Below are 18,206 nucleotides of genomic sequence, written 5' to 3'. Positions count from 1 at the left end.
AACTGCCATGTCCGTTCGTACCGTCCTGCTGACCGGCTTCGAGCCGTTTGAACAAGAGCCGATCAATCCCTCGTGGGAGGCGGTGCGAGCGCTCGATGGCCAGCGCGTTGGCGATGCGGTGATTGTCGCGCGCCAGTTGCCGTGCGTGTTCGGCAACGCCATCGACGCCATGGCGCAACTCGTAGAATCTTTAAATCCAGAGGTGGTGATTGCGGTGGGTCAGGCTGGCGGCCGCACCGAGATGTCGATCGAGCGCGTGGCGATCAATGTGGACGATGCCCGCATTGCCGACAACGCCGGGGCGCAGCCCATCGACCACATCATTGCGCCCGATGGCCCGGCCGCGTATTTCTCGACGCTGCCGATCAAGGCCATCGTGCGCGACATGCGCGCAGCCGGCGTGCCGGCGATGGTGTCGCAAACTGCCGGCACCTTTGTCTGCAACCATGTGTTCTACGGGCTGATGCATGCGCTGGCGCAACGCCACGCGGCGGCCCCGGCCACACGCGGCGGCTTCATCCACATTCCGTACCTGCCCGAGCAGGCCGCCCGGCATCCCGGCGCGCCCAGCCTGGCGCTCGATACGCTGGTCGCCGGCCTGCGCGTGGCGGTGGCCACGTCGCTGTCGACCGATGCCGATATCCGCGAGCAGGGCGGCCAGCTGCACTGACACGTCGCCAGCGGCAATGCGCCGCTGACGCCTACTTCGATTCCTGCCGGGTTTCCGTCGCGGCGGCCACGGCCCGCGCCGTCGCGCGGCGCTGGGCGCGCTTCTGCAGTCGCCGCCGCAGCGTGATCTGCTCGAAGCGCCAGACCACGTAGAAGAAGGCCAGGAACGGCCAGACCCAGCCCAGCCATTGCGCGAGGCTGTTGAAGTGCACCAGGCGGCCCATGCGCCAGCCTTGCTCCGAAATCCACGCATACGGGTTCGGCGGCAGGATATTGGTCAGTATCACCAGCCCGGTCAGCGACACCACCGCCAGCACGGCGCGCAGCCAACGTGGCACGCGCAGCAGCAGTACCAGCACCAGCGAGCTGGTCAGCAGGGCAAAGCGTCCGCCTTCGGACAGCCAGTTGAACGCGTTGTCGTCGGGAAACTGCAGTTCCGCCACGCCGGCCTTGATCATCAGCGCGGCGGTCAGCAGCGCCGCCAGGATGCGCAGCATCGGCGCGGTACGCCGCATGGCCACCGATGCAAACAGGCCGGTGCCGATCCAGCTCGATGCCGTCACCATGGTTTCCAGCAGCAACTGGTTCTGCAGGTCGTCGGGCCGCAGGTTGATGCTGTCCTGCCAGGCGATCAGCGCCGGGAAGTAGGCCTGCACCCACATCATCGGCCAGGAATCGGGATCGGTCAGCCATTCGCGCACGATGCCGCCCATGCCGAACAGGTGTTCCTGCGGAAACACCTGCGCGAACGGCCACAGCACGATCAGCACGATCGCAAAGCTGGCATGCGGCTCGAACCACGCCATGCGCAGGCGGGTCAGGTTGCCGCGGTCGATCAGCGCGCTGGTGAACGGCGCCACCACGGCGGCCCCCAGCAGCGCGCCCAGCGCGTTGGTGATCAGGTCGATGTTCGACGGAATCCGGGTGGGCAGCCACGTCTGCAGGGCTTCCATGACCGACGACAGCAGCGCGCCGGCCACCAGCGCGATCAGCGTGGCGCGCGCGCCCGATACGCGCGGATGCAGCGACAGCACCACCAGCGCGCCGAACGGGCAGTAGCCCAGCACATTGGTCAGCAGGTCGAATTCGGTGATGTAGCGCGGCTTGGGCGCGGTCAGGAAGGCGAACGGCGAGATGCCGTTGTTCAACCATCCCGAAAACGGATACAGGCTGGCGTAGACCACCAGCAACGTGAAGCAGATCAGCCCCACACGCGCCAGCGGCGAATGACGTGGCAACCAGCCCTCGAGCTCCGGCTGCGGCGGGGCCTCTGGGGGCGTCGGGGGCGAAGGAGGCAGGGGCGTATCCGGTGCCATTGACTGCGTGAAACCTTACGGCCTGATTCGCACTATAGGCTTTCCGTGCCTCATTGGCGCGGGGGCGTGGGCGTGGGCGTTTCGTCGGTCGGCAGCGGCACCGCGTTGCGCCCGGGCGGGTTCGCGCGCGGCAGCGGCGCCGGGCCGGCTGCGGCGGCGGCTTCCAGCGGCAGCGTGGCGGCCCAGTCGAGGATGGCGGCGATCACCGCATCGCTGCTGGCCGACAGCGCCTTCACGCCGCCGGCGCCGTCGGCACTGGGCGCCGGCAGCTCGGCGACGAAGGTCTTCTGTCCGATCAGCGACTTGTGGAATACCGTGGCGCGCGCGCGCACCACGCCGCGGCTGCTGGTAGGCGAGTCGAAGACCTGCTCGAAGCCCAGCAGGTCCACCTTGACGGCCGGCACGCTGGTGTCGCCGTACCACGTGAGTTCGCCGCGCCCGGACACCGCGTCGCGCAGGCGGTCGTCGAAGAGCCGTGTCGGGGCGTCCACCCAGCGTTGCGTGGCGTAGGCCTGCAGCCGCTGGGCCTGGGTGTATTGCAGCCGGTAATAGATGCCCCGGCCGTCCATCCACGTCGGCCCGCCGGTATCGGCCACGCGCAGCTTGGGCAGGCGGGCGGGCGGCTGGGACGGTGCGGCGGCAAGCGGGCCCAGGTCGTAGGTGGTGCTTGGCTTGGCGGGCGACAGCACGCTGCAGCCGGACAGGGCGGTCAGGGCGGTCAGGGCGGACAGCGCCATCAGCATGGCCAGCGAGGCAAGGGCGGAACGGGTTTTCATGGTGGATTCCCGACGGTGGGTCTGACGCATGGCGTGGCGGCGGTTCAGGGGGCCTGGAAGCCCGGCTCGCCGGGTCCGGGGGCCACGGCCGAGCCGCCGAACAGCACGCTGCTGGGCTGGTCGTTGAACTGGCCGGCCGCACGGTCGATGCTGCGCGTGGCCTGGCGGGCATCGCGCGCCAGCCCGTTGATCTGCGGCAGCGTTTCCTGGGTGAAGATGCCGGCCGCCTGCTGCACCGAATCGGCGGCGCCCTGCATGTTCTCGCCCACGCGGTTCACGGTGCTCATCACCGTGCCATGCGGGCTGGCCAGGTCATCGGCCAGCCGGCGCGTGGACGCCAGCGTGGCGTTCAGGTTGTCCACGGCCTGCGGCAGGCGGGCGGCGGCGGGCTGCAGCGACGCGGCCAGCTTCGAATAGTCGTCGGCGGTCTTGTGGACCGACTTGATGGCGGCCATCAGCTCGTCGCGGTTGGTGGTCTGGAACATCTCGTTGAGCGACGACATCAGCGTCTCGGTCTGGGTCAGCAGCGAGTCGCCGCGCTTTTCCAGTTCCTCGAAGAAGCCCGGCCGCATCACGATGCGCGCCGGCTCGCGTGCCGACGTATGCAGCGGCGGCGAACTGGCGGCAGCGCCATCCTCGCGCGCGGTGTCGTCCAGCTGCACATAGGCGATGCCGGTCACGCCCTGGAAGCCCAGCGTGGCATAGGTGGTGCGCGTGATCGGCGTGTCCTGGTTGACGCTGATGCGCACGATGATCTGGCCCGGCACCTGCGGATCGAACTTGATCGACAACACCTTGCCGACATCCAGGCCCCGATACTTCACGTCGGCCTGCGGTCCCAGCCCGTTGACCGTCGAACGCGTGATCAGGTCGTACGGCACGCGCACGGCGTGGTCACTGCTGAACCAGAACAGCGAGAACAGCACCAGGATCGCCAGTCCGATGGTGAACACGCCTGCCAGGAAGGCGTTTGACTTGTTTTCCATCAGGTCTCTCCAGTGTTTCCAGTGGGCGCGGCCGGGCTGCCGGGGCCCTTGAGGGCGGGCAGCGCCTGCAGCGCGCGCTGGGCGCGGTCGCCCAGAAAATATTCGCGGATGAACGGGTGATCGACCTTGATCACCTCGGCAATGGGCGCGGCGGCCAGTACCTTGCGGTCGGCCAGCACGGCCACGCGGTCGGACAGCGCCACCAGCGTGTCCAGGTCGTGCGTGATCATGACCACCGTCAGGCCCAGTTCGCGGCGCAATTCGCGGATCAGGGCCACATAGTCGTCGGACGCCATCGGATCGAGGCCCGCCGTGGGTTCGTCCAGGAAAACCAGCTCGGGTTCCAGTGCCAGCGCACGCGCCAGCGCCACGCGCTTGATCATGCCGCCCGACAGGTCCGACGGCATCTTGTCGGCGTCCCTGGCCGACAGCCCCACCAGCTGCAGTTTCAGCAGCGATGCCTGGCAGATCAGGTTGTCGGGCAGCGCGCGCATTTCGCGCAGCGGCAGCGCGATATTGTCGATGACCGACAGCGCCGAAAACAGCGCGCCGCGCTGGAACTGCAGGCCCCAGCGGTTGCGCAGCGTCTGCAGCTGCGCGGCGTTCAGGCTGGCCGGGTTCTCGCCGAAGACCTTGATGGTGCCCGACGTCGGCCGCTCCAGCCCCACAATCTGGCGCAGCAGCACCGTCTTGCCCGTGCCCGAGCCGCCCACGATCGACAGCACCTCGCCGCGATAGACGTCCAGGTTCAGGCCGTCGTGCACGACGTTGTCCCCATAGCGTTTGACGAGGTCGCGCACCTCGATGATCTTCTCGCGCGGGGTGTCGGGGCCGACTTGCGGCGTGGCGATGGTATTCATAGCCCCACGTTCTTGAACAGGATGGCAAAGACCGCATCGGCCAGGATGACCACGGTGATCGACGTCACCACCGATGCCGTGGTGCCCTGGCCCAGGCTCTGCGTGTTGGGCTTGATACGCAGCCCGAAGTGGCAGGCGGTCAGCGCAATCAGCATGCCGAACGCCACGCCCTTGCCCAGGCCCAGCCACAGGTTCGCCACCGGCACCGCATCGGGCAGCTGGCGCAGGAAGAACGCGTAGCTGATGTCGAGCTGGTAGCGCGCGGCCACCATGCCGCCGGCCAGCGCCATCACGTCGGTCCACGCCACCAGCAGCGGCATCGAGATGGACAGCGCGATCACGCGCGGCATGATCAGCCGGAAGCCGTGCGAGATACCCATCACGCTCATCGCGTCGAGCTCCTCGGTCACGCGCATCACACCGATCTGGGCGGTAATGGCGGAGCCGGAGCGGCCGGCGATCAGGATGGCGGCCAGCACGGGCCCCAGTTCGCGGATCACCGCCATGCCCAGGATGTTGACGATAAAGGTGCTGGCGCCGAACGTGCGCAACTGGTTGGCCGACAGATAGGACAGCACGATGCCGATCAGGAACCCGACCAGCGCCGTGATCCCGAGTGCCTTATAGCCGACGTTGTAGACATTCGCGGAGATCTCGCGCCACGGGCCGCGATGCGGCGCGCGCGCGAAACGCAGCAGGTCGAATGCCAGCTGGCCCAGCATGGTGATGCCGTTGGCCAGCTGGGCGAAGAACGACAGCAGTTTGGCACCCAGCAGGGTCACCGGATTGAAACGGTCGACCATCGTCTTGCGCCAGCCGTCGGTGCGCAGGTTTTGAATGCGCTCGAACACCCGGCGCTGGCCGTCGTTCAGCGCCACGCGCTCGGGCATGCGGCCGTTCCAGGCCTGCCAGATCAGTTGCGCGCCGATATGGTCGAGCCGCGTCACGCCGGCCAGCGACCATTCGGCATGCTGGGGCGCCTCGGTCAGTTCATGCAGCTGGGCGCGCAGGCCGCGCGCCTCATGGCAGCCGGCAAGTGCAAGAGCCGTCCAGTCCCCTTGCAGCTGTATGCTGCAGGCTCCGTCCTGGCGCGAGATATCAATGGCGGGCGTCGGCTGGCGATCCAAAAGCGGCGATGATGTGATGGCGGAGTCTCGATTCTATGCTACCAACCGGGGACACGCGACCGGACATCCGCTGACACGGCCACGGCTACAATCTCGCCAGACTCCGCGCCATGCTTCGCCCCGCCGGATGAATTCCAGATGCCTGCCGTCCCCATGCCAGACTTTCCCGATGCCGCCGCCAACCACCGTGCCGCCGATGCCGCCAATGCCGCCACCCTGCCGGCATGGCGGATCGACACCGACACCCTGCGCCAGGCGCTCGCCGGCGGCCCCGCCCGGTCATGGCAGGTCGAGGTCGTGGCGGAAACCGGCTCGACCAATGCCGACCTGACCCAGGCCAGCCGCAGCGCGCCATGGGCCGACGACGCCGCGCGCGTGCGCGTGGCCTACCGCCAGACCGCCGGCCGTGGCCGGCAGGGGCGGCCCTGGCAGGGCGCCGGGCTGATGTTTTCGGTGGCGATGCCGCTGGCGCTGGCGCCGGCACGGCTCAGCGGCCTGAGCCTGGCCGTGGGGCTGGCCGTGGCCCAGGCGCTGGAAGACTGCGACGCCGCCTGCGGCGCGCGCGTGGGCCTGAAGTGGCCCAACGACCTGCAGATCGACGGTCGCAAGCTGGCCGGCATCCTGATCGAATCGGTGCCGGCCGGGCCGCAGCGGCTGTGGGCCGTGATCGGCATCGGGCTGAACCTGATGCGCGACACCGGCATGGAAGCGGCGCTGGGCCGCGAACTGGCGGGTGTGTCCGAGGCCATGGCGTCGTTCGATCCGCAGCGCGACCCCACGCGCATCCTGGCCGCCGTGCTGAACCGGCTGGCGGCCATGCGCGCCACGTTCCTGGCCCAGGGCTTTGCGCCGCTGGCGCCGGCGTGGTCGGCGCGCGATGCCTTCCGCAACGAACCTGTGCGGCTGCTGCATGACGGGCAGGTGCTGGCCGAAGGCCTGGCGCGCGGCGTGGACAGCGACGGCCACCTGCTGCTGGAAACCGCCGATGGATTGCAACGCATTGCCAGCGGCGAGGTGTCGCTGCGCGGAGCCACCGCATGAGTACGCTGCTGATCGACATCGGCAATACACGGCTCAAATGGGCCTGGTGCGACGATGACGTGCCCGCTCAGGCCCCCGCGGCCGGCGCACTGCCCACGCCCTGGCAGCACGCCGGCGCGACCGCCCATGCCGCGCCCGCCGAGCGGGCTGCGCTGCTGGGCACGTGGCAGCAACTGGCGGGCGGCCGCGTGCCGGCGGTGTGGATCGCCAACGTGGCCGGCCCGACGCTGGCGGGCAAGGTCGATGCGTTGCTGGTGGAGGCCTTCGGCAGCGCGGCCGCGCTGACATGGGTACGCACCACGGCCGCGCATGGCGGGCTGGCCAACGGCTATCGGGAGCCGACGCAGCTTGGGGTGGACCGCTGGGTGGGCAGCATCGGCGCGCATCGCTGGCTGCCGGATCAGACATTGCTGATCGTCACGGCGGGCACGGCCACGACACTCGACATCGTGACCCCCACGCCCGATGGCGCCCGGTTCGAGGGCGGCCTGATCCTGCCGGGCCTGCAACTGATGCTGGGCACGCTGGCGCGCAATACCGCGCAGCTGCCCGAACTGGATGTGCGCGATACCGGCGCCGGCGCCACGCGCGCGGTGCGGGCGTTGGGCGCAGACAACACTCACGACGCGATTGCGGCGGGCTGCCTGGCCGCGCAGGCCGGCGCCGTCGAGCGGACATGGCGGGTGCTGGCCGAACACGGCCCGGTACGCTGCCTGCTGTCGGGCGGCGCGCGGCACGCGGTGGCCGGGGCGCTCGCGATGCCGTTCGAGATGCACGATAATCTTGTGCTGCTTGGGCTGCATGCGATGGCGCTGCCCGCCTGAGCCCCTGTCATCCTCGCCGGCCAGCCTTTGCCGGTGCCCATCACTCGACCGACTCGCGCCAAATGTCCCGGAGAGGCCTGACTGTCCTGCTGCTGATCCTGCTGATCGCCAATCTGCTGATGCTGGCGGCCGTGCTGGGCGTTTTCGGGCCGCATCCGCTGGGCGGCACGCTGGAGAGCCCACGCGAGCCGCAACGTGTGGATCAGCAGGTGCGCCGCGAGCGCATGGAGGTGCTGCCGCAGCCCGCCGAGGCGTCGGCGCCTGCGCCACGCGGCGAGATGCCCGCCGGCGCAGCGCCCGCGGGCAAGGCGGCGCCGGGCAGCGTGACGCTGGCCGCCGCGCCGGCCGATGCCTGCCTGGAGATGGGCGGCTTCACGTCGCAGACCGTGCAACGCGCCAAGGAAGACCTGGCCGCCATCGCGGCGGGTTCGCCGCTGACGGTGGAACAGTTCGAACGCAGCGAGCAGGTGCGCTGGTGGGTCCATCTGCCGCCCCAGCCCACGCGCGAGAACGCCGACCGCAAGCTGGCCGAGCTGCGCCGCCGCAAGGTGACCGATGTGTCGGTCGTGAGCGCCGATGACCCCGAGTCGTACACGGTGTCGCTGGGCCTGTTCCGCGAGCGCGAACGGGCCGACCGATTCCTGGAAACGCTGCGCGGGTTGGGGGTGCGCACGGCGCTGGTCAGCGACGCGCCGCGTGCCGTGTCGCGCCACTGGCTGCGCGTGGCGCACGCCGACGACGCTGTGCGGACTCGCATGGATGAAGTCCGCCTGCGCTACGGCGCGGAGTTGCTGCAGTCGTGCAAAGGGATGACGCAGGCGCGCGGCGAAGGGAGCGCCGCGCGGGCGGGGTAGGGGGAGCCGCGTAATCAGGGCCCCGTCAGCAGGGCCGTGTCGCTAGGGCGGCGGCCAGGGTGTCAGCCGTGCGCCCGCACCTTCGTCAGCAGCTTGGTCGTCGAGCGGTCGTGCAGGAACGGGATGGCATAGGCCTGGCCGCCCCAGCTGCGCACCAGGCGGGTTTCTTCCAGCGTGTCGATGTCGTAGTCGCCGCCCTTCACGTAGATGTCCGGACGCACCAGGCGGATCAGTTCCACCGGGGTCTGCTCGCGGAACATCGCCACCAGGTCCACCGATTCCAGCGCGGCCAGCAGGGCCATGCGGTCCGCTTCGTGGTTGAGCGGGCGGTCGTCGCCCTTGCCCAGCATCTTCACCGACGCATCGCTGTTCACGCCCACCACCATGCTGGCGCCCAGTTCGCGCGCCTGGGCCAGGTACGTGGCGTGGCCGCGATGGAGGATGTCGAACACGCCATTGGTAAAGACCAGCGGACGCGGCAGCGCGGCCACGGCGGCGTGCAGCGCGGCGATGTCGTCGGCGGGTACCAGCTTGGATTCGAAGGCGGGTGCGGTCATGGATCGGGTCGGGAGAGGGGCGGCGGCGCCCGAAATGAAAAACCCCATCGTAGCCGACGGGGTCTCGTTGCAGCGGCTGGAACCGGAAAATCCGTCAGGCCTGGGCGGCCTGCAGGTTTGCGTTCAGTTCCTTGCGGTAGCGGTTCAGGTCCTGCACCGATTCGAACGTGCGCTCGAACAGCAGCGACATATTGTGCAGAATCCGCTCGATGACCTTCTTTTCCCAGACTTCGTCGAAGCGGATCTGCTCGTCGAGCCAGTGTTCGAGCCAGTCGGGGTCCGGCAGGCGCGACTGCACGGTGTCGTTCGGGAACAGCGCCTTGTTCACGTGCAGGTTGGTCGGGTGCAGCGGCTTTTCCGTGCGGCGGGCCGATGCCATCAGCACGCCGATCTTGGCGAACGCCGCACGGGCGTTGTCGCCGAACTGGTGCAGGTACTTCTTCATGTAGCGCAGGTAGGCGCCGCCATGGCGGGCTTCGTCCTGCGACAGCGTGCGGTAGATGTGCTTGATGACCGGTTCCGAGTGCCATTCGGCGGCACGGCGGTACCAGTGGTTCAGGCGGATCTCGCCGCAGAAGTGCAGCATCAGCGTTTCCAGCGGCGGGGCCGGGTCGAACTCGAAGCGCACGGCGTGCAGTTCCTCTTCGGTCGGCACCAGGTCCGGGCGGAAGCGGCGCAGGTACTCCATCAGCACCAGCGAATGCTTCTGCTCTTCGAAGAACCAGATGCTCATGAAAGCCGAAAAGTCGGAATCGTGGCGGTTGTCGCGCAGGAACATCTCCGTGGCGGGCAGGGCCGACCACTCGGTGATCGCATTCATGCGGATGGTCTTCGCCTGGTCGTCAGTCAGCAGGCTCGGGTCGAAGGTATCCCAGGGGATGTCCTTGTCCATGTGCCAGCGGACCGCTTCCAACGATTTGAACAGTTCGGGGTAGAGCATGCTAAGCCTTTGAAATTACGGGCGGATTCTACCAGACAAGAATCATTCTCGAATGTTTTCTCTACTCCGTTTTAGCCCTGATGCGATGGATTGCCCAGGCGGAGTCCCTGGCGGGCGTCGAAAATGTCGCTGCTACGACACTTCCGACATTTCCTGTGCCGTGGGCTTGGTTTCCGGCACCACGCCGTACAGGAAGGCGGCAATCTCGTCGGCCTGCGCGGCCGCGTCGCGTTCGCCCAGCGCCAGCAGCGCCTGCGTGAATTCGGGCTCGAACAGCAGGTAGCTGGCGAACGCGGCGCCGCGTGCCTCGGTGCCGCCCAGCGGCGACAGCAGCGCGCGCACGGTGCGCGGCAGCCGGTGCAGGTGCTCGGCGGCAATGGCCTCGATGGGTTCGCTGGGCGAGACGGTCATCACCTGCACGGGGCGCCAGCCTTCGGCATCGTTGGCCATCTCGGGCATGCGCGACAGCAGCCGGTTGATATGCATCAGCCGTTCGATATCGGCCTGCAGGCCATCCAGGAAGATGCTGGCCAGCGCCTGGCCGCCCACTTGCGCCAGCGACGGGTAGCCGCCTGAGGGCACCGTATCGAACCACCCCGCGCGCTGGCGCGACGCCGCGCCGATGGCCAGGATGCGCGAGGCGCCCAGATGGATGGCCGGCGACAGCGGCGACATCTGCCGCATCGTGCCGTCGCCGAACCATTCGTGATGGCCTTCGATTTCCAGCGGCATGGCCGGGAACAGGAACGGGATCGACGACGAGGCCAGCAGGTGATCCACGCCGATGGCGGCCTCCACGGCCAGCCGCTGGCTGCGCTGCCACGGATGGATGCGCCGGTGCGACTGGTAGAACGTGATGTGGCGCCCGGTGCTGTACGACAGCGCCGTCACGGCGAACGCGTGCAGCGCGCCGCTGTCGAGGCTGGCCTGCACCCGCCCGGGTTCGAACAGTTCGGTCAGGAAGCCGCCCAGCGGCGCGTTGTCGAACAGCGCGCGCGGTGCGCGGCGGGTGATCCAGCCGAAGGCCAGCGACGACAGCCAGCGTGCGCCCGACACGCCCATCTGGACGGCATCGGTCCGGTACACGTCGTCGGCATGCAGGCTGTGCCAGAGCGCCGCCAGCGTGTCGGCCGCGGTGCGGAAATCGGCCGCGCCGGTAGCCAGCCCGGCGCCGTTGATGGCCCCGGCCGACGTGCCGGCAATGATGCCGAACGGCAGCGGGCAGTGGTCCAGCCCATGGCGCGCCGCGATCTTTGCGATGCCTGACAGCACGCCGGCCTGGTATGCGGCGCGGGCGCCGCCGCCCATCATCACCAGCGCCGTGCTCTGGCGCTGGCTGGCACGTGCGAAGGCGCTGGCGGGCGTGGCCGTGGTCACTCGGAGCCGTCCTCGGGCGCGTCCGGCGTGCCGGTGTGGGATCGGGTGGCGGCACCCTTGGCCGGCGCCTTGCCTGCGGCGCGCTTGGCCGTACCCGTCGCAGCGGCCTTCTTCGCTGCAGGCTTCCTTGCCGCAGGCTTCTTCGCGGCGGCCTTGCCCGCTGCAGGCCTGGCCTTGCCATTGGCGTCCGGCTTGCGCTGCGCGGGCGGATCGCCTTTCACGCCGGGCTCCACGCCCTCGGCCCCGGGGGCTGCCCCCGCGCCGAAGCCGGCCATGCCGGCAAATGGCGTGGCGCCGGCTGCCGCGGCACTGGCGGCCGCCGCGCTGCTGGCGATCTGCGAGAACTGCTGCTGCAGCAGGTTCCACCACAGCGACGCGTTGGGCGGCAGCGGGGCCGCGCCGGGCTGGGCCGATGCCGCGTCGCCGTCAGCCTGGGCCGCGGCCTCGGCGGCTTCCGCGCCGTCGGGTGGCGCGTCATCGTCGTCCGGCTCGTCGTTTTCGGCGTCGGCCTGTGCCTCGGACACGGTCTGGCCCGTGCCGAACGGGTGGTGATGCTGCGGGGGATGCGCGCTGGGCGCGTTGGCGGCGCGGGCGACGTTTTCCATCGCGTTCTGCATGGCCTCGGGCGACAGCGCGTTGCCGAACGTCTGCAGGGCGACCAGCGTGGCGCGCTGTACCTCCAGGCCCTGGATGGTCGTGCGCAGCAGGTTCGCGTTCAACTGCAGCCAGCTTTCCACGGCCTTGAGGTCGTGGATGCGCTTGTCCACCTCATCGAGATCCATCGGCGGCGTCATGGCGCCCAGGCCTGGCATCAGGCCGCCGGGCATGCCGCTGCCGGTGGCCCAGAGCTTGCGCAGGAACTCGAAGCTGTTGCCGAAATCGGGAATCTGTCCAAACATGGTGCGGCACCCCTGTCGTGTGGGCCATCCGCGCGCAAGGGCGACGGCCGGTTACTGGAATTCGGGCGGCCGCTTCTGACGCAGGCTCGCCATGCCTTCGTGCACGTCGGGGCCGGCAAAGCCCATGAATTCGAGCGCCAGCGAGGTATCGAACGCGGGACCGGCCATGCGCAGCCAGTTGTTGAGCGCGTACTTGGTCCAGCGGATGGCGGTTTGCGACCCCGCCGCGAGACGGTTGGCCACCTCGAACGCCTTGGCCACCAGTTCGTCTTCTTCCACCGCGAGCGATACCAGGCCGATCCGCTCGGCTTCCTCGCCGCTGACCGACTCGCACAGCATCAGATAGTACTTGGCCTTGGCCATTCCGCACAGCAGGGGCCACACGATGGCGGCATGATCGCCGGCGGCCACGCCCAGACGGGTATGGCCGTCGACGATGCGTGCGGTTTTCGACGCGATCGAGATATCGGCCAGCAGCCCCGCCACCAGCCCCGCGCCCACCGCCGGGCCGTGCATGGCGGAGACGATCGGCTTGTCGCAGTTGATGACGTTGTAGACCAGATCGCGGGCCTCGTGCCAGACCCGGGTGCGGGTTTCGAAATCGTTGGCCATGTCCTCGACCAGCGCCAGGTCCCCGCCGGCCGAAAAACCCTTGCCTTCGCCACGGATCAGGGCCACCCGGATGTCGGGATCGGCCGAGACGTCGCGCCAGATCTCGGCCAGCTCGCGGTGCATGTTGGCGTCGGCCGTGGCCAGCTTCTGGTTGGCCGACTGCGCCGCGCCCATGATCACTTCCAGGACCGGGCCGTGGCGGCGCAGCGTCAGGGCCTGGTAGCGGGCCAGGCGGGGGGAGAGCGTGTTGGCGTCGGCGGTCATGGGGCGAATTCCGGAAAGAAGGCGCCGGCAAGGGCGCGGGGCAAGGCGATGATCCGGTCGATTTCCCGACCGGGCGGTCGGGAAATTATAGGCGCAACCGTGCGGTCTGCCGCAAGCCGGGGTTTGGCCTGATGCGCCCGCCTGCGGTGCCGGGAGGCCGGCCCGGTCAGCGGGCCGCCACCACCTGGTCGATGGCGCCGAAAATCGACTTGCCGTCGGCATCGAACATCTCGATGCGCACGGCGTCGCCGAACTTCATGAATTCGGTCTCGGGCTTGCCATGTTCGATGGTCTCGATCATGCGCTTTTCGGCGATGCAGGCGTACCCCTTGCTGCGGTCGACGTTCGAGATGGTGCCCGAGCCGACGATGCTGCCGGCGCGCACGTTGCGGGTCTTGCAGATGTGGGCGATCAGCTGGCCGAAGTCGAACACCATGTCGGTGCCGCAGTCGGGCGCGCCCACCTTCTTGCTGTTCCAGTGCACGATCATGGGCCGATGGACCTTGCGGTCGCGCCAGGCGTCGCCGAGTTCGTCGGGCGTGACCGCCACGGGCGAGAACGCGGTGGCCGGCTTGCTCTGGAAGAAGCCGAAGCCCTTGCCCAGTTCGGCCGGAATCAGGTTGCGCAGCGACACGTCGTTGGCCAGCATCACCAGGCGGATGGCCTCGGCGGCCCGCTCGGGCGTGGCGCCCATGCGCACGTCGCCGGTGATCACGGCCACCTCGGCCTCGAAGTCGATGCCGAACGCCTCGTTCGGGCAGACGATGTCGTCCTGCGGGCCGATGAAGTCGTCGGACCCGCCCTGGTACATCAGCGGATCGGTCCAGAATTCGCGCGGCATCTCGGCGCCGCGCGCGCGGCGTACCAGTTCCACGTGGTTCACGTAGGCGGAGCCGTCCGCCCACTGGTAGGCGCGCGGCAGCGGGGCCATGCAGTCCTTCGGCTGGAACGGGAACGGATGGCGCGCCCGGCCCGCGTTCAGCGCGTCGTACAGGTCCTGCAGCTGCGGCGCGTAAAAGGGCCAGTCGTCCAGCGCGGTCTGCAGCTTGCCGGCGATTTCGGTGGCAAAGTGCGCGGTCTTCAGGTCACGCGAGACAACGACCAGCTGGCCGTCGCGCGTACCGTCCTTCAGGGTGGCGAGTTTCATGCGAAATCGAACATTGGCAGCAAAGAATGGCCGGTAGTCTACCGGAGCGGCCCGGGCTGGCCGCGGGCCGCGTATAGAATGGCCGGCATCACATTCCTGTTTCCCGAGCTGCGCATGACCGCTGTGGACGATGACGATTCCCGCGACGACCTGGCACAAGAGGATGGCCGCGACGACGCCAAACGCGCCGGCATCCAGTCCATCGAGGTGGGATTCCGGCTGCTGCAGGCGCTGGCCGCCTCGCCGCGCGCGATGATGCTGCGCGACCTGGCCGCCGCCGCCGGCATGAGCCCGGCCAAGGCGCATCGCTACCTGGTCAGTTTCCAGCGCCTGGGTGCCGTCACGCAGGACGCCGTAAGCCAGCGTTACGACCTGGGGCCGTTCGCGCTGCAGCTTGGCCTGGCCGGGCTGAACCGGCTGGACCCGGTGCGCAAGGCGCGGCCCATCCTGTCGCAACTGCGCGACGAGATCGACCAGACCGCCGGCATTGCCGTGTGGGGCAACCATGGACCTACCATCGTCCACTGGGAAGAATCGAGTCATCCGGTTAGCGTGAGCCTGCGGCTGGGCGATGTGATGCCGCTGCTCAATTCCGCCACGGGCCGGCTCTATGGCGCGTACCTGTCCCGGCGCCAGACACTGCCGCTGATCGAGCGCGAACTGGCCACGCGTGGCGATGTCGCCCTGCCCGACATGCCCGCGTCGCTGGCCGACTACGATGCCATCTGCGCCGACGTGCGCAAGCGCGGCGCGGCGCGTACGCGCGGCGGCGTGCTGCCGGGCATCAATGCCATCTCGACGCCGGTGTTCGACGCCAACGGTCATTTGGCGATGGCGCTGATCGTGCTGGGCGCGCAGAGCGTATTCGATGCAGAATGGGGCGGCGCGGTAGACCGCCGTGTGCGCGATATCGCGCGACAGATTTCGTCGGAACTTGGTTATCTTGGCGACAGCCAGCCGTCCGCAAGGGACGGAGACCCCTCGTAAGCGTCCACGGCGCCTGCGCCGATGGATGGCGGTGATCGCACTGGTGGCGATCGTGCACGGGCTGTTGCTGTTCAGCCTGGTGCGCGTGCCGATCCCGGCATTGCCCGATCCGCGCGAGACGCCGCCGGTCGAAGCGGTGCTGCTGCCTCCGCCCAAGCCCCCGGCGCCGCCCGCCCCGCCGCGTCCGGCGCCAAAGCCCGCGCCGAAGACCCAAACGCCCGTTCCAGCCCCCGAACCTGCCAGGGAGCCTGCCGCGCCGGCGCTGGCCACGGCCGAGAGCGGCGATACTTCGGCCAGCACGGGCGCCGGCGGCACCGGCACGGGCACCGCCAGCCCCAGCGCCCAACCGGCGCCGGCCGAGACGTCGGCGCCCCCCGCGCCGCCCGCGCCCCCCGGGCCGCGCTACATGGCCCCCCCTTCGGTCACCCTGCGCTACGCCAGCTTCGTCAACGGCGTGCAAAACCCCGACGGCATCATCCGATGGGAACAGGACGGCAAGCACTACCGGCTGGCCGTTGAAACGCGCGTGCTGTGGTTCCGCTTTGCATTCCAGAGCAGCGGCGACATGACCGATCGCGGACTGGCACCCACGCGCTACGAGGAAGCGCGCCGCAGCAAGGTGGAAGTGGCACGCTTCGACCGCACGGCCAATACCGTGGTGTTTGAAACGCGTGGCGGCCAGGTGCCGATGCCCACCGCCTTCCAGGACCGCTTCAGCATCTTCCTGCAAGTGGTGGGCTGGGCGCGCGGCGACCCGCAGCGCTATGCCACGCCGGGCGTGGTGGAGTCGTTCAACGTGGCCGACACCCGCGAAGTCGAGCCGATGCAGGTCCAGTACGTGGGCGAGGAAGATATCGACATCGGCACCGACGTGGTGCGCGCGCGACACTTTGTGAGGCTTGCGCGTCACGCCAACGACAAGCGGCGCGTGGAAATCTGGCTGGCGCCGTCGCTGAACTGGATGCCTGCGCGGCTTCGTCAGACGGAGCCCGATGGCACTCAGATCGATCTGGTCTATCGTAGTAGTGAAGGGCGGTGATGCCGTAGCCGCGGTGACACGTGTTGACCACGCGGGAGACTGAAACATGCCTGACACATTGGCGCAGCGAATACGGGCTGGCGACGTCCAGCTGCAGGCGCGCATCGATGGCCGGGAAGGGCCATGGGTGGTCCTGATGCATGCGCTCGGTGCGAATCTGACACTGTGGGACGATACCGCCCGTCATTTGTCTGACCGCTATCGCGTGTTGCGCTTCGACCTGCGCGGCCACGGCGGCAGCGACGCGCCGGTGGGCGCCTACACCATGACCCGGCTGGCCGACGACGCCGTGGCGCTGATGGACGCGCTCGACATCGGACAGGCCCATGTCTGCGGCGTATCGGTCGGCGGCATGGTGGCCCAGACGCTGGGGGTACGCCATCCGGACCGCCTGCTGTCGCTGACCCTCGTGGACACGATCGACCATACGCCGATGGAAGCCCACCCGATGTGGGCCAACCGGATCGGGCAGGCCGAGGCGCACGGCATGGCGGGCATGGCCCCGGCGACGATGGAACGCTGGCTGACGCAGCCGTTCCGCGCGCAGCATCCCGACCAGGTGGAACGTATCCACCGGATGCTGCTGGCCACCCCGGTCCAGGGTTTTGTGGGCGTGGCGCAGGCCATCGTGGCCTTCGACCTGGCGGACGCGATCGGCCGTATCCATTGTCCGACCCTGGTGGTGACAGGGGATCAGGACGAAGGCGCGCCGGTCTCGATGGCCCAATCCATTGCGCGGAAAATTCACGGTGCGAAGCTGGAGGTACTACCCGACGCCGCGCACCTGTCGTTTATCGAACAACCGGAACGCTTCCATGCGATCTTCGATGCGTTCCTGGGGCATGCGGCATGTGGCGGGCAGTGTGATATTCCGTAACGCCATTGGGAAGATCGCAACACAGTAATGTCAGGCGCTCAAGAAACTTGCGGCGGGCGCCGATGCCCAAACATAGGAGGGAAGCAACGGCACGCAAAGGTTCGTCCGGGCAGCAAAAACTTGAATTACGGACGACTACCCTCAGCTTGGAGAGGAAATCGCGTCATCCCGGCAGGCTTGGGACCGGCGCCAACCATACGCCAGGAGGTAGTGCGATGCAAATGATCTACAACAGCGACAACTATTGCATTGTCGAGTTTGGCGCAGATGTCGAGCATGCGACCCTTGCCTCGGGCGGCTACGAAATCGTCGACAAGAACCTGAAACGCGAAATTTTCCTCGGCGGTCATATGGCCGAGACCTTCCGCGCCGACGTGACGCGTCTGATCGAAAGCGAGCCATCCGTGGAGGAAGTCGACGAGTTTCTGGGCAAGTTCGACACCGTCATGAACAATCCGCTGGTGATGCACTGAGCATTGCCAGCACGGCCCAAATGAAAGCCGCCCGCTTGCCAAGCGGGCGTTTTTTATTGGCGCGTCAGGGCGGCGGGGTGGTTCAGTATTGCTCCCACGGCAGCCCTTCGTGCCGCCAGCCGTTGACGGTATTGCGGTGGCGTTGGGCGTCGAGATCGCCCTCGAAACCGTGCAGCACGTTGTAGACGGTGGTGAAGCCGGCCCCCTCCAGCGCCCGGGCGGCCGCCGACGAGCGGTTGCCGCTGCGGCAGATCAGCACCACGGGGCGCGCCGATACCTGTCCGGCCAGTTTCTTCACGGCCTGGACGAAGTGCGGATTGACCTCCCAGTCGGGGCCGTCGTTCCAGGGCACGTTGTGCGCGCCTTGCGGATGGCCGACGAACAGGTATTCCATTTCGCTGCGGCAGTCGATAAAGAGCGCATCGGGCTCGGAGCCGAGCAGCGCCAGGGCATCGTTGGGGCTCAAGTGTTGCATGGGAACTGACGAAAATCGGACAAAAGCGAACGATAGCCGACGGGAACGAAGGTTGGTTCGTGGCGAATACGTCTCCTAGTGTAGGCGCGCTGTCTCCGGCTGACAA

General features: G+C 68.4%; 20 protein-coding genes. 8 read left to right on the top strand and 12 right to left on the bottom strand.

The annotated features are described in order from the left end of the window. Positions 1-7: 7 nt before the first annotated feature. Positions 8-670 (top strand): pyroglutamyl-peptidase I, encoded by a 663-nt coding sequence (gene pcp, locus AC24R4_RS16175; RefSeq protein ID WP_400394400.1) that lies wholly within the window; start codon positions 8-10, stop codon positions 668-670. 31 nt (positions 671-701) lie between these two features. Here the strand turns inward: pcp and AC24R4_RS16170 are convergent, their stop codons facing one another. The 5 genes from AC24R4_RS16170 to AC24R4_RS16150 all read right to left on the bottom strand — a co-directional run bounded on the left by AC24R4_RS16170 (position 702) and on the right by AC24R4_RS16150 (position 5,734). Beyond that, positions 702-1,985 carry a VanZ family protein gene (locus AC24R4_RS16170; RefSeq protein WP_400394398.1) on the bottom strand — a complete coding sequence of 428 codons (1,284 nt, stop codon included), beginning with the start codon at positions 1,983-1,985 and terminating at the stop codon, positions 702-704. 50 nt (positions 1,986-2,035) lie between these two features. After that, on the bottom strand, positions 2,036-2,728 hold the full coding sequence (locus tag AC24R4_RS16165) for an ABC-type transport auxiliary lipoprotein family protein (RefSeq protein ID WP_487523962.1): 693 nt from the start codon (positions 2,726-2,728) through the stop codon (positions 2,036-2,038). Between the two features lie 77 nt (positions 2,729-2,805). Continuing rightward, positions 2,806-3,747 carry an MlaD family protein gene (locus tag AC24R4_RS16160; RefSeq protein WP_400394956.1) on the bottom strand — a complete coding sequence of 314 codons (942 nt, stop codon included), beginning with the start codon at positions 3,745-3,747 and terminating at the stop codon, positions 2,806-2,808. After that, positions 3,747-4,607: an ABC transporter ATP-binding protein gene (locus AC24R4_RS16155; protein ID WP_400394958.1), complete on the bottom strand. Its 861-nt coding sequence runs from the start codon at positions 4,605-4,607 to the stop codon at positions 3,747-3,749. Before AC24R4_RS16155 ends, AC24R4_RS16160 begins: the two co-directional genes overlap by 1 nt. Further along, positions 4,604-5,734 carry an MlaE family ABC transporter permease gene (locus tag AC24R4_RS16150; protein WP_153946166.1) on the bottom strand — a complete coding sequence of 377 codons (1,131 nt, stop codon included), beginning with the start codon at positions 5,732-5,734 and terminating at the stop codon, positions 4,604-4,606. The genes AC24R4_RS16155 and AC24R4_RS16150 overlap by 4 nt, the downstream gene beginning before the upstream one ends. A 138-nt stretch (positions 5,735-5,872) precedes the next feature. Between AC24R4_RS16150 and AC24R4_RS16145 the strand changes: the two genes are divergently transcribed. The 3 genes from AC24R4_RS16145 to AC24R4_RS16135 all read left to right on the top strand — a co-directional run bounded on the left by AC24R4_RS16145 (position 5,873) and on the right by AC24R4_RS16135 (position 8,453). Further along, positions 5,873-6,775 carry a biotin--[acetyl-CoA-carboxylase] ligase gene (locus AC24R4_RS16145; protein WP_487523343.1) on the top strand — a complete coding sequence of 301 codons (903 nt, stop codon included), beginning with the start codon at positions 5,873-5,875 and terminating at the stop codon, positions 6,773-6,775. Continuing rightward, positions 6,772-7,599, top strand: a complete 828-nt coding sequence (locus tag AC24R4_RS16140) for a type III pantothenate kinase (RefSeq protein WP_400394962.1) — start codon at positions 6,772-6,774, stop codon at positions 7,597-7,599. Before AC24R4_RS16145 ends, AC24R4_RS16140 begins: the two co-directional genes overlap by 4 nt. A 62-nt stretch (positions 7,600-7,661) precedes the next feature. Further along, complete coding sequence (locus tag AC24R4_RS16135) at positions 7,662-8,453, top strand: SPOR domain-containing protein (protein WP_487523342.1); 792 nt, start codon at positions 7,662-7,664, stop codon at positions 8,451-8,453. A gap of 62 nt (positions 8,454-8,515) precedes the next feature. Here the strand turns inward: AC24R4_RS16135 and rfaE2 are convergent, their stop codons facing one another. From rfaE2 to AC24R4_RS16105, 6 genes are all read right to left on the bottom strand, one after another. Then, positions 8,516-9,010, bottom strand: a complete 495-nt coding sequence (gene rfaE2 / locus AC24R4_RS16130; protein WP_153946163.1) for a D-glycero-beta-D-manno-heptose 1-phosphate adenylyltransferase — start codon at positions 9,008-9,010, stop codon at positions 8,516-8,518. A gap of 94 nt (positions 9,011-9,104) precedes the next feature. Then, positions 9,105-9,950: a ferritin family protein gene (locus AC24R4_RS16125; RefSeq protein ID WP_153946162.1), complete on the bottom strand. Its 846-nt coding sequence runs from the start codon at positions 9,948-9,950 to the stop codon at positions 9,105-9,107. Between the two features lie 132 nt (positions 9,951-10,082). Next, positions 10,083-11,261 carry a patatin-like phospholipase family protein gene (locus AC24R4_RS16120; RefSeq protein ID WP_400396149.1) on the bottom strand — a complete coding sequence of 393 codons (1,179 nt, stop codon included), beginning with the start codon at positions 11,259-11,261 and terminating at the stop codon, positions 10,083-10,085. A gap of 62 nt (positions 11,262-11,323) precedes the next feature. Further along, a complete protein-coding gene (locus AC24R4_RS16115; RefSeq protein WP_487523341.1) occupies positions 11,324-12,226 on the bottom strand; it encodes a PhaM family polyhydroxyalkanoate granule multifunctional regulatory protein in 903 nt (300 codons plus the stop codon). Positions 12,227-12,277: 51 nt separating this feature from the next. Next, positions 12,278-13,102, bottom strand: a complete 825-nt coding sequence (locus AC24R4_RS16110; protein WP_153946161.1) for an enoyl-CoA hydratase/isomerase family protein — start codon at positions 13,100-13,102, stop codon at positions 12,278-12,280. Between the two features lie 166 nt (positions 13,103-13,268). After that, positions 13,269-14,249 (bottom strand): fumarylacetoacetate hydrolase family protein, encoded by a 981-nt coding sequence (locus AC24R4_RS16105; RefSeq protein ID WP_400395746.1) that lies wholly within the window; start codon positions 14,247-14,249, stop codon positions 13,269-13,271. Between the two features lie 114 nt (positions 14,250-14,363). Between AC24R4_RS16105 and AC24R4_RS16100 the strand changes: the two genes are divergently transcribed. The 4 genes from AC24R4_RS16100 to AC24R4_RS16085 all read left to right on the top strand — a co-directional run bounded on the left by AC24R4_RS16100 (position 14,364) and on the right by AC24R4_RS16085 (position 17,625). After that, positions 14,364-15,236: an IclR family transcriptional regulator gene (locus tag AC24R4_RS16100; protein WP_400395749.1), complete on the top strand. Its 873-nt coding sequence runs from the start codon at positions 14,364-14,366 to the stop codon at positions 15,234-15,236. Positions 15,237-15,261: 25 nt separating this feature from the next. After that, a complete protein-coding gene (locus AC24R4_RS16095; protein WP_487523340.1) occupies positions 15,262-16,275 on the top strand; it encodes a DUF3108 domain-containing protein in 1,014 nt (337 codons plus the stop codon). 46 nt (positions 16,276-16,321) lie between these two features. Next, entirely contained in the window at positions 16,322-17,152 is an 831-nt protein-coding gene (gene pcaD, locus AC24R4_RS16090) for a 3-oxoadipate enol-lactonase (protein ID WP_400394463.1), read from the top strand. 215 nt (positions 17,153-17,367) lie between these two features. Then, positions 17,368-17,625, top strand: a complete 258-nt coding sequence (locus AC24R4_RS16085; RefSeq protein ID WP_061956410.1) for a BTH_I0359 family protein — start codon at positions 17,368-17,370, stop codon at positions 17,623-17,625. 82 nt (positions 17,626-17,707) lie between these two features. On the opposite strand, the gene AC24R4_RS16080 is transcribed toward AC24R4_RS16085, so the two are convergent. Next, positions 17,708-18,100, bottom strand: coding sequence for a rhodanese-like domain-containing protein (locus AC24R4_RS16080; protein WP_400394462.1), 393 nt, complete (start codon positions 18,098-18,100; stop codon positions 17,708-17,710). Between the last annotated feature and the right edge of the window lie 106 nt (positions 18,101-18,206).

The sequence above is a fragment of the Cupriavidus sp. CER-90 genome, assembly GCF_057652055.1.
This window is presented reverse-complemented; position numbering and strand designations above follow the sequence as displayed.

Excerpts from the sequence above, each read along its gene's own strand:
- AC24R4_RS16125 (WP_153946162.1), bottom strand. The coding sequence starts at position 9,950 with ATGCTCTACCCCGAACTGTTCAAATCGTTGGAAGCGGTCCGCTGGCAC.
- AC24R4_RS16135 (WP_487523342.1), top strand. The coding sequence starts at position 7,662 with ATGTCCCGGAGAGGCCTGACTGTCCTGCTGCTGATCCTGCTGATCGCC.
- AC24R4_RS16080 (WP_400394462.1), bottom strand. The coding sequence starts at position 18,100 with ATGCAACACTTGAGCCCCAACGATGCCCTGGCGCTGCTCGGCTCCGAG.
- pcaD (WP_400394463.1), top strand. The coding sequence starts at position 16,322 with ATGCCTGACACATTGGCGCAGCGAATACGGGCTGGCGACGTCCAGCTG.
- AC24R4_RS16140 (WP_400394962.1), top strand. The coding sequence starts at position 6,772 with ATGAGTACGCTGCTGATCGACATCGGCAATACACGGCTCAAATGGGCC.
- pcp (WP_400394400.1), top strand. The coding sequence starts at position 8 with ATGTCCGTTCGTACCGTCCTGCTGACCGGCTTCGAGCCGTTTGAACAA.
- AC24R4_RS16095 (WP_487523340.1), top strand. The coding sequence starts at position 15,262 with ATGGCGGTGATCGCACTGGTGGCGATCGTGCACGGGCTGTTGCTGTTC.
- AC24R4_RS16155 (WP_400394958.1), bottom strand. The coding sequence starts at position 4,607 with ATGAATACCATCGCCACGCCGCAAGTCGGCCCCGACACCCCGCGCGAG.
- AC24R4_RS16120 (WP_400396149.1), bottom strand. The coding sequence starts at position 11,261 with ATGATGGGCGGCGGCGCCCGCGCCGCATACCAGGCCGGCGTGCTGTCA.
- AC24R4_RS16160 (WP_400394956.1), bottom strand. The coding sequence starts at position 3,747 with ATGGAAAACAAGTCAAACGCCTTCCTGGCAGGCGTGTTCACCATCGGA.
- rfaE2 (WP_153946163.1), bottom strand. The coding sequence starts at position 9,010 with ATGACCGCACCCGCCTTCGAATCCAAGCTGGTACCCGCCGACGACATC.
- AC24R4_RS16145 (WP_487523343.1), top strand. The coding sequence starts at position 5,873 with ATGCCTGCCGTCCCCATGCCAGACTTTCCCGATGCCGCCGCCAACCAC.
- AC24R4_RS16085 (WP_061956410.1), top strand. The coding sequence starts at position 17,368 with ATGCAAATGATCTACAACAGCGACAACTATTGCATTGTCGAGTTTGGC.
- AC24R4_RS16100 (WP_400395749.1), top strand. The coding sequence starts at position 14,364 with ATGACCGCTGTGGACGATGACGATTCCCGCGACGACCTGGCACAAGAG.
- AC24R4_RS16105 (WP_400395746.1), bottom strand. The coding sequence starts at position 14,249 with ATGAAACTCGCCACCCTGAAGGACGGTACGCGCGACGGCCAGCTGGTC.
- AC24R4_RS16165 (WP_487523962.1), bottom strand. The coding sequence starts at position 2,728 with ATGCTGATGGCGCTGTCCGCCCTGACCGCCCTGACCGCCCTGTCCGGC.
- AC24R4_RS16110 (WP_153946161.1), bottom strand. The coding sequence starts at position 13,102 with ATGACCGCCGACGCCAACACGCTCTCCCCCCGCCTGGCCCGCTACCAG.
- AC24R4_RS16115 (WP_487523341.1), bottom strand. The coding sequence starts at position 12,226 with ATGTTTGGACAGATTCCCGATTTCGGCAACAGCTTCGAGTTCCTGCGC.
- AC24R4_RS16170 (WP_400394398.1), bottom strand. The coding sequence starts at position 1,985 with ATGGCACCGGATACGCCCCTGCCTCCTTCGCCCCCGACGCCCCCAGAG.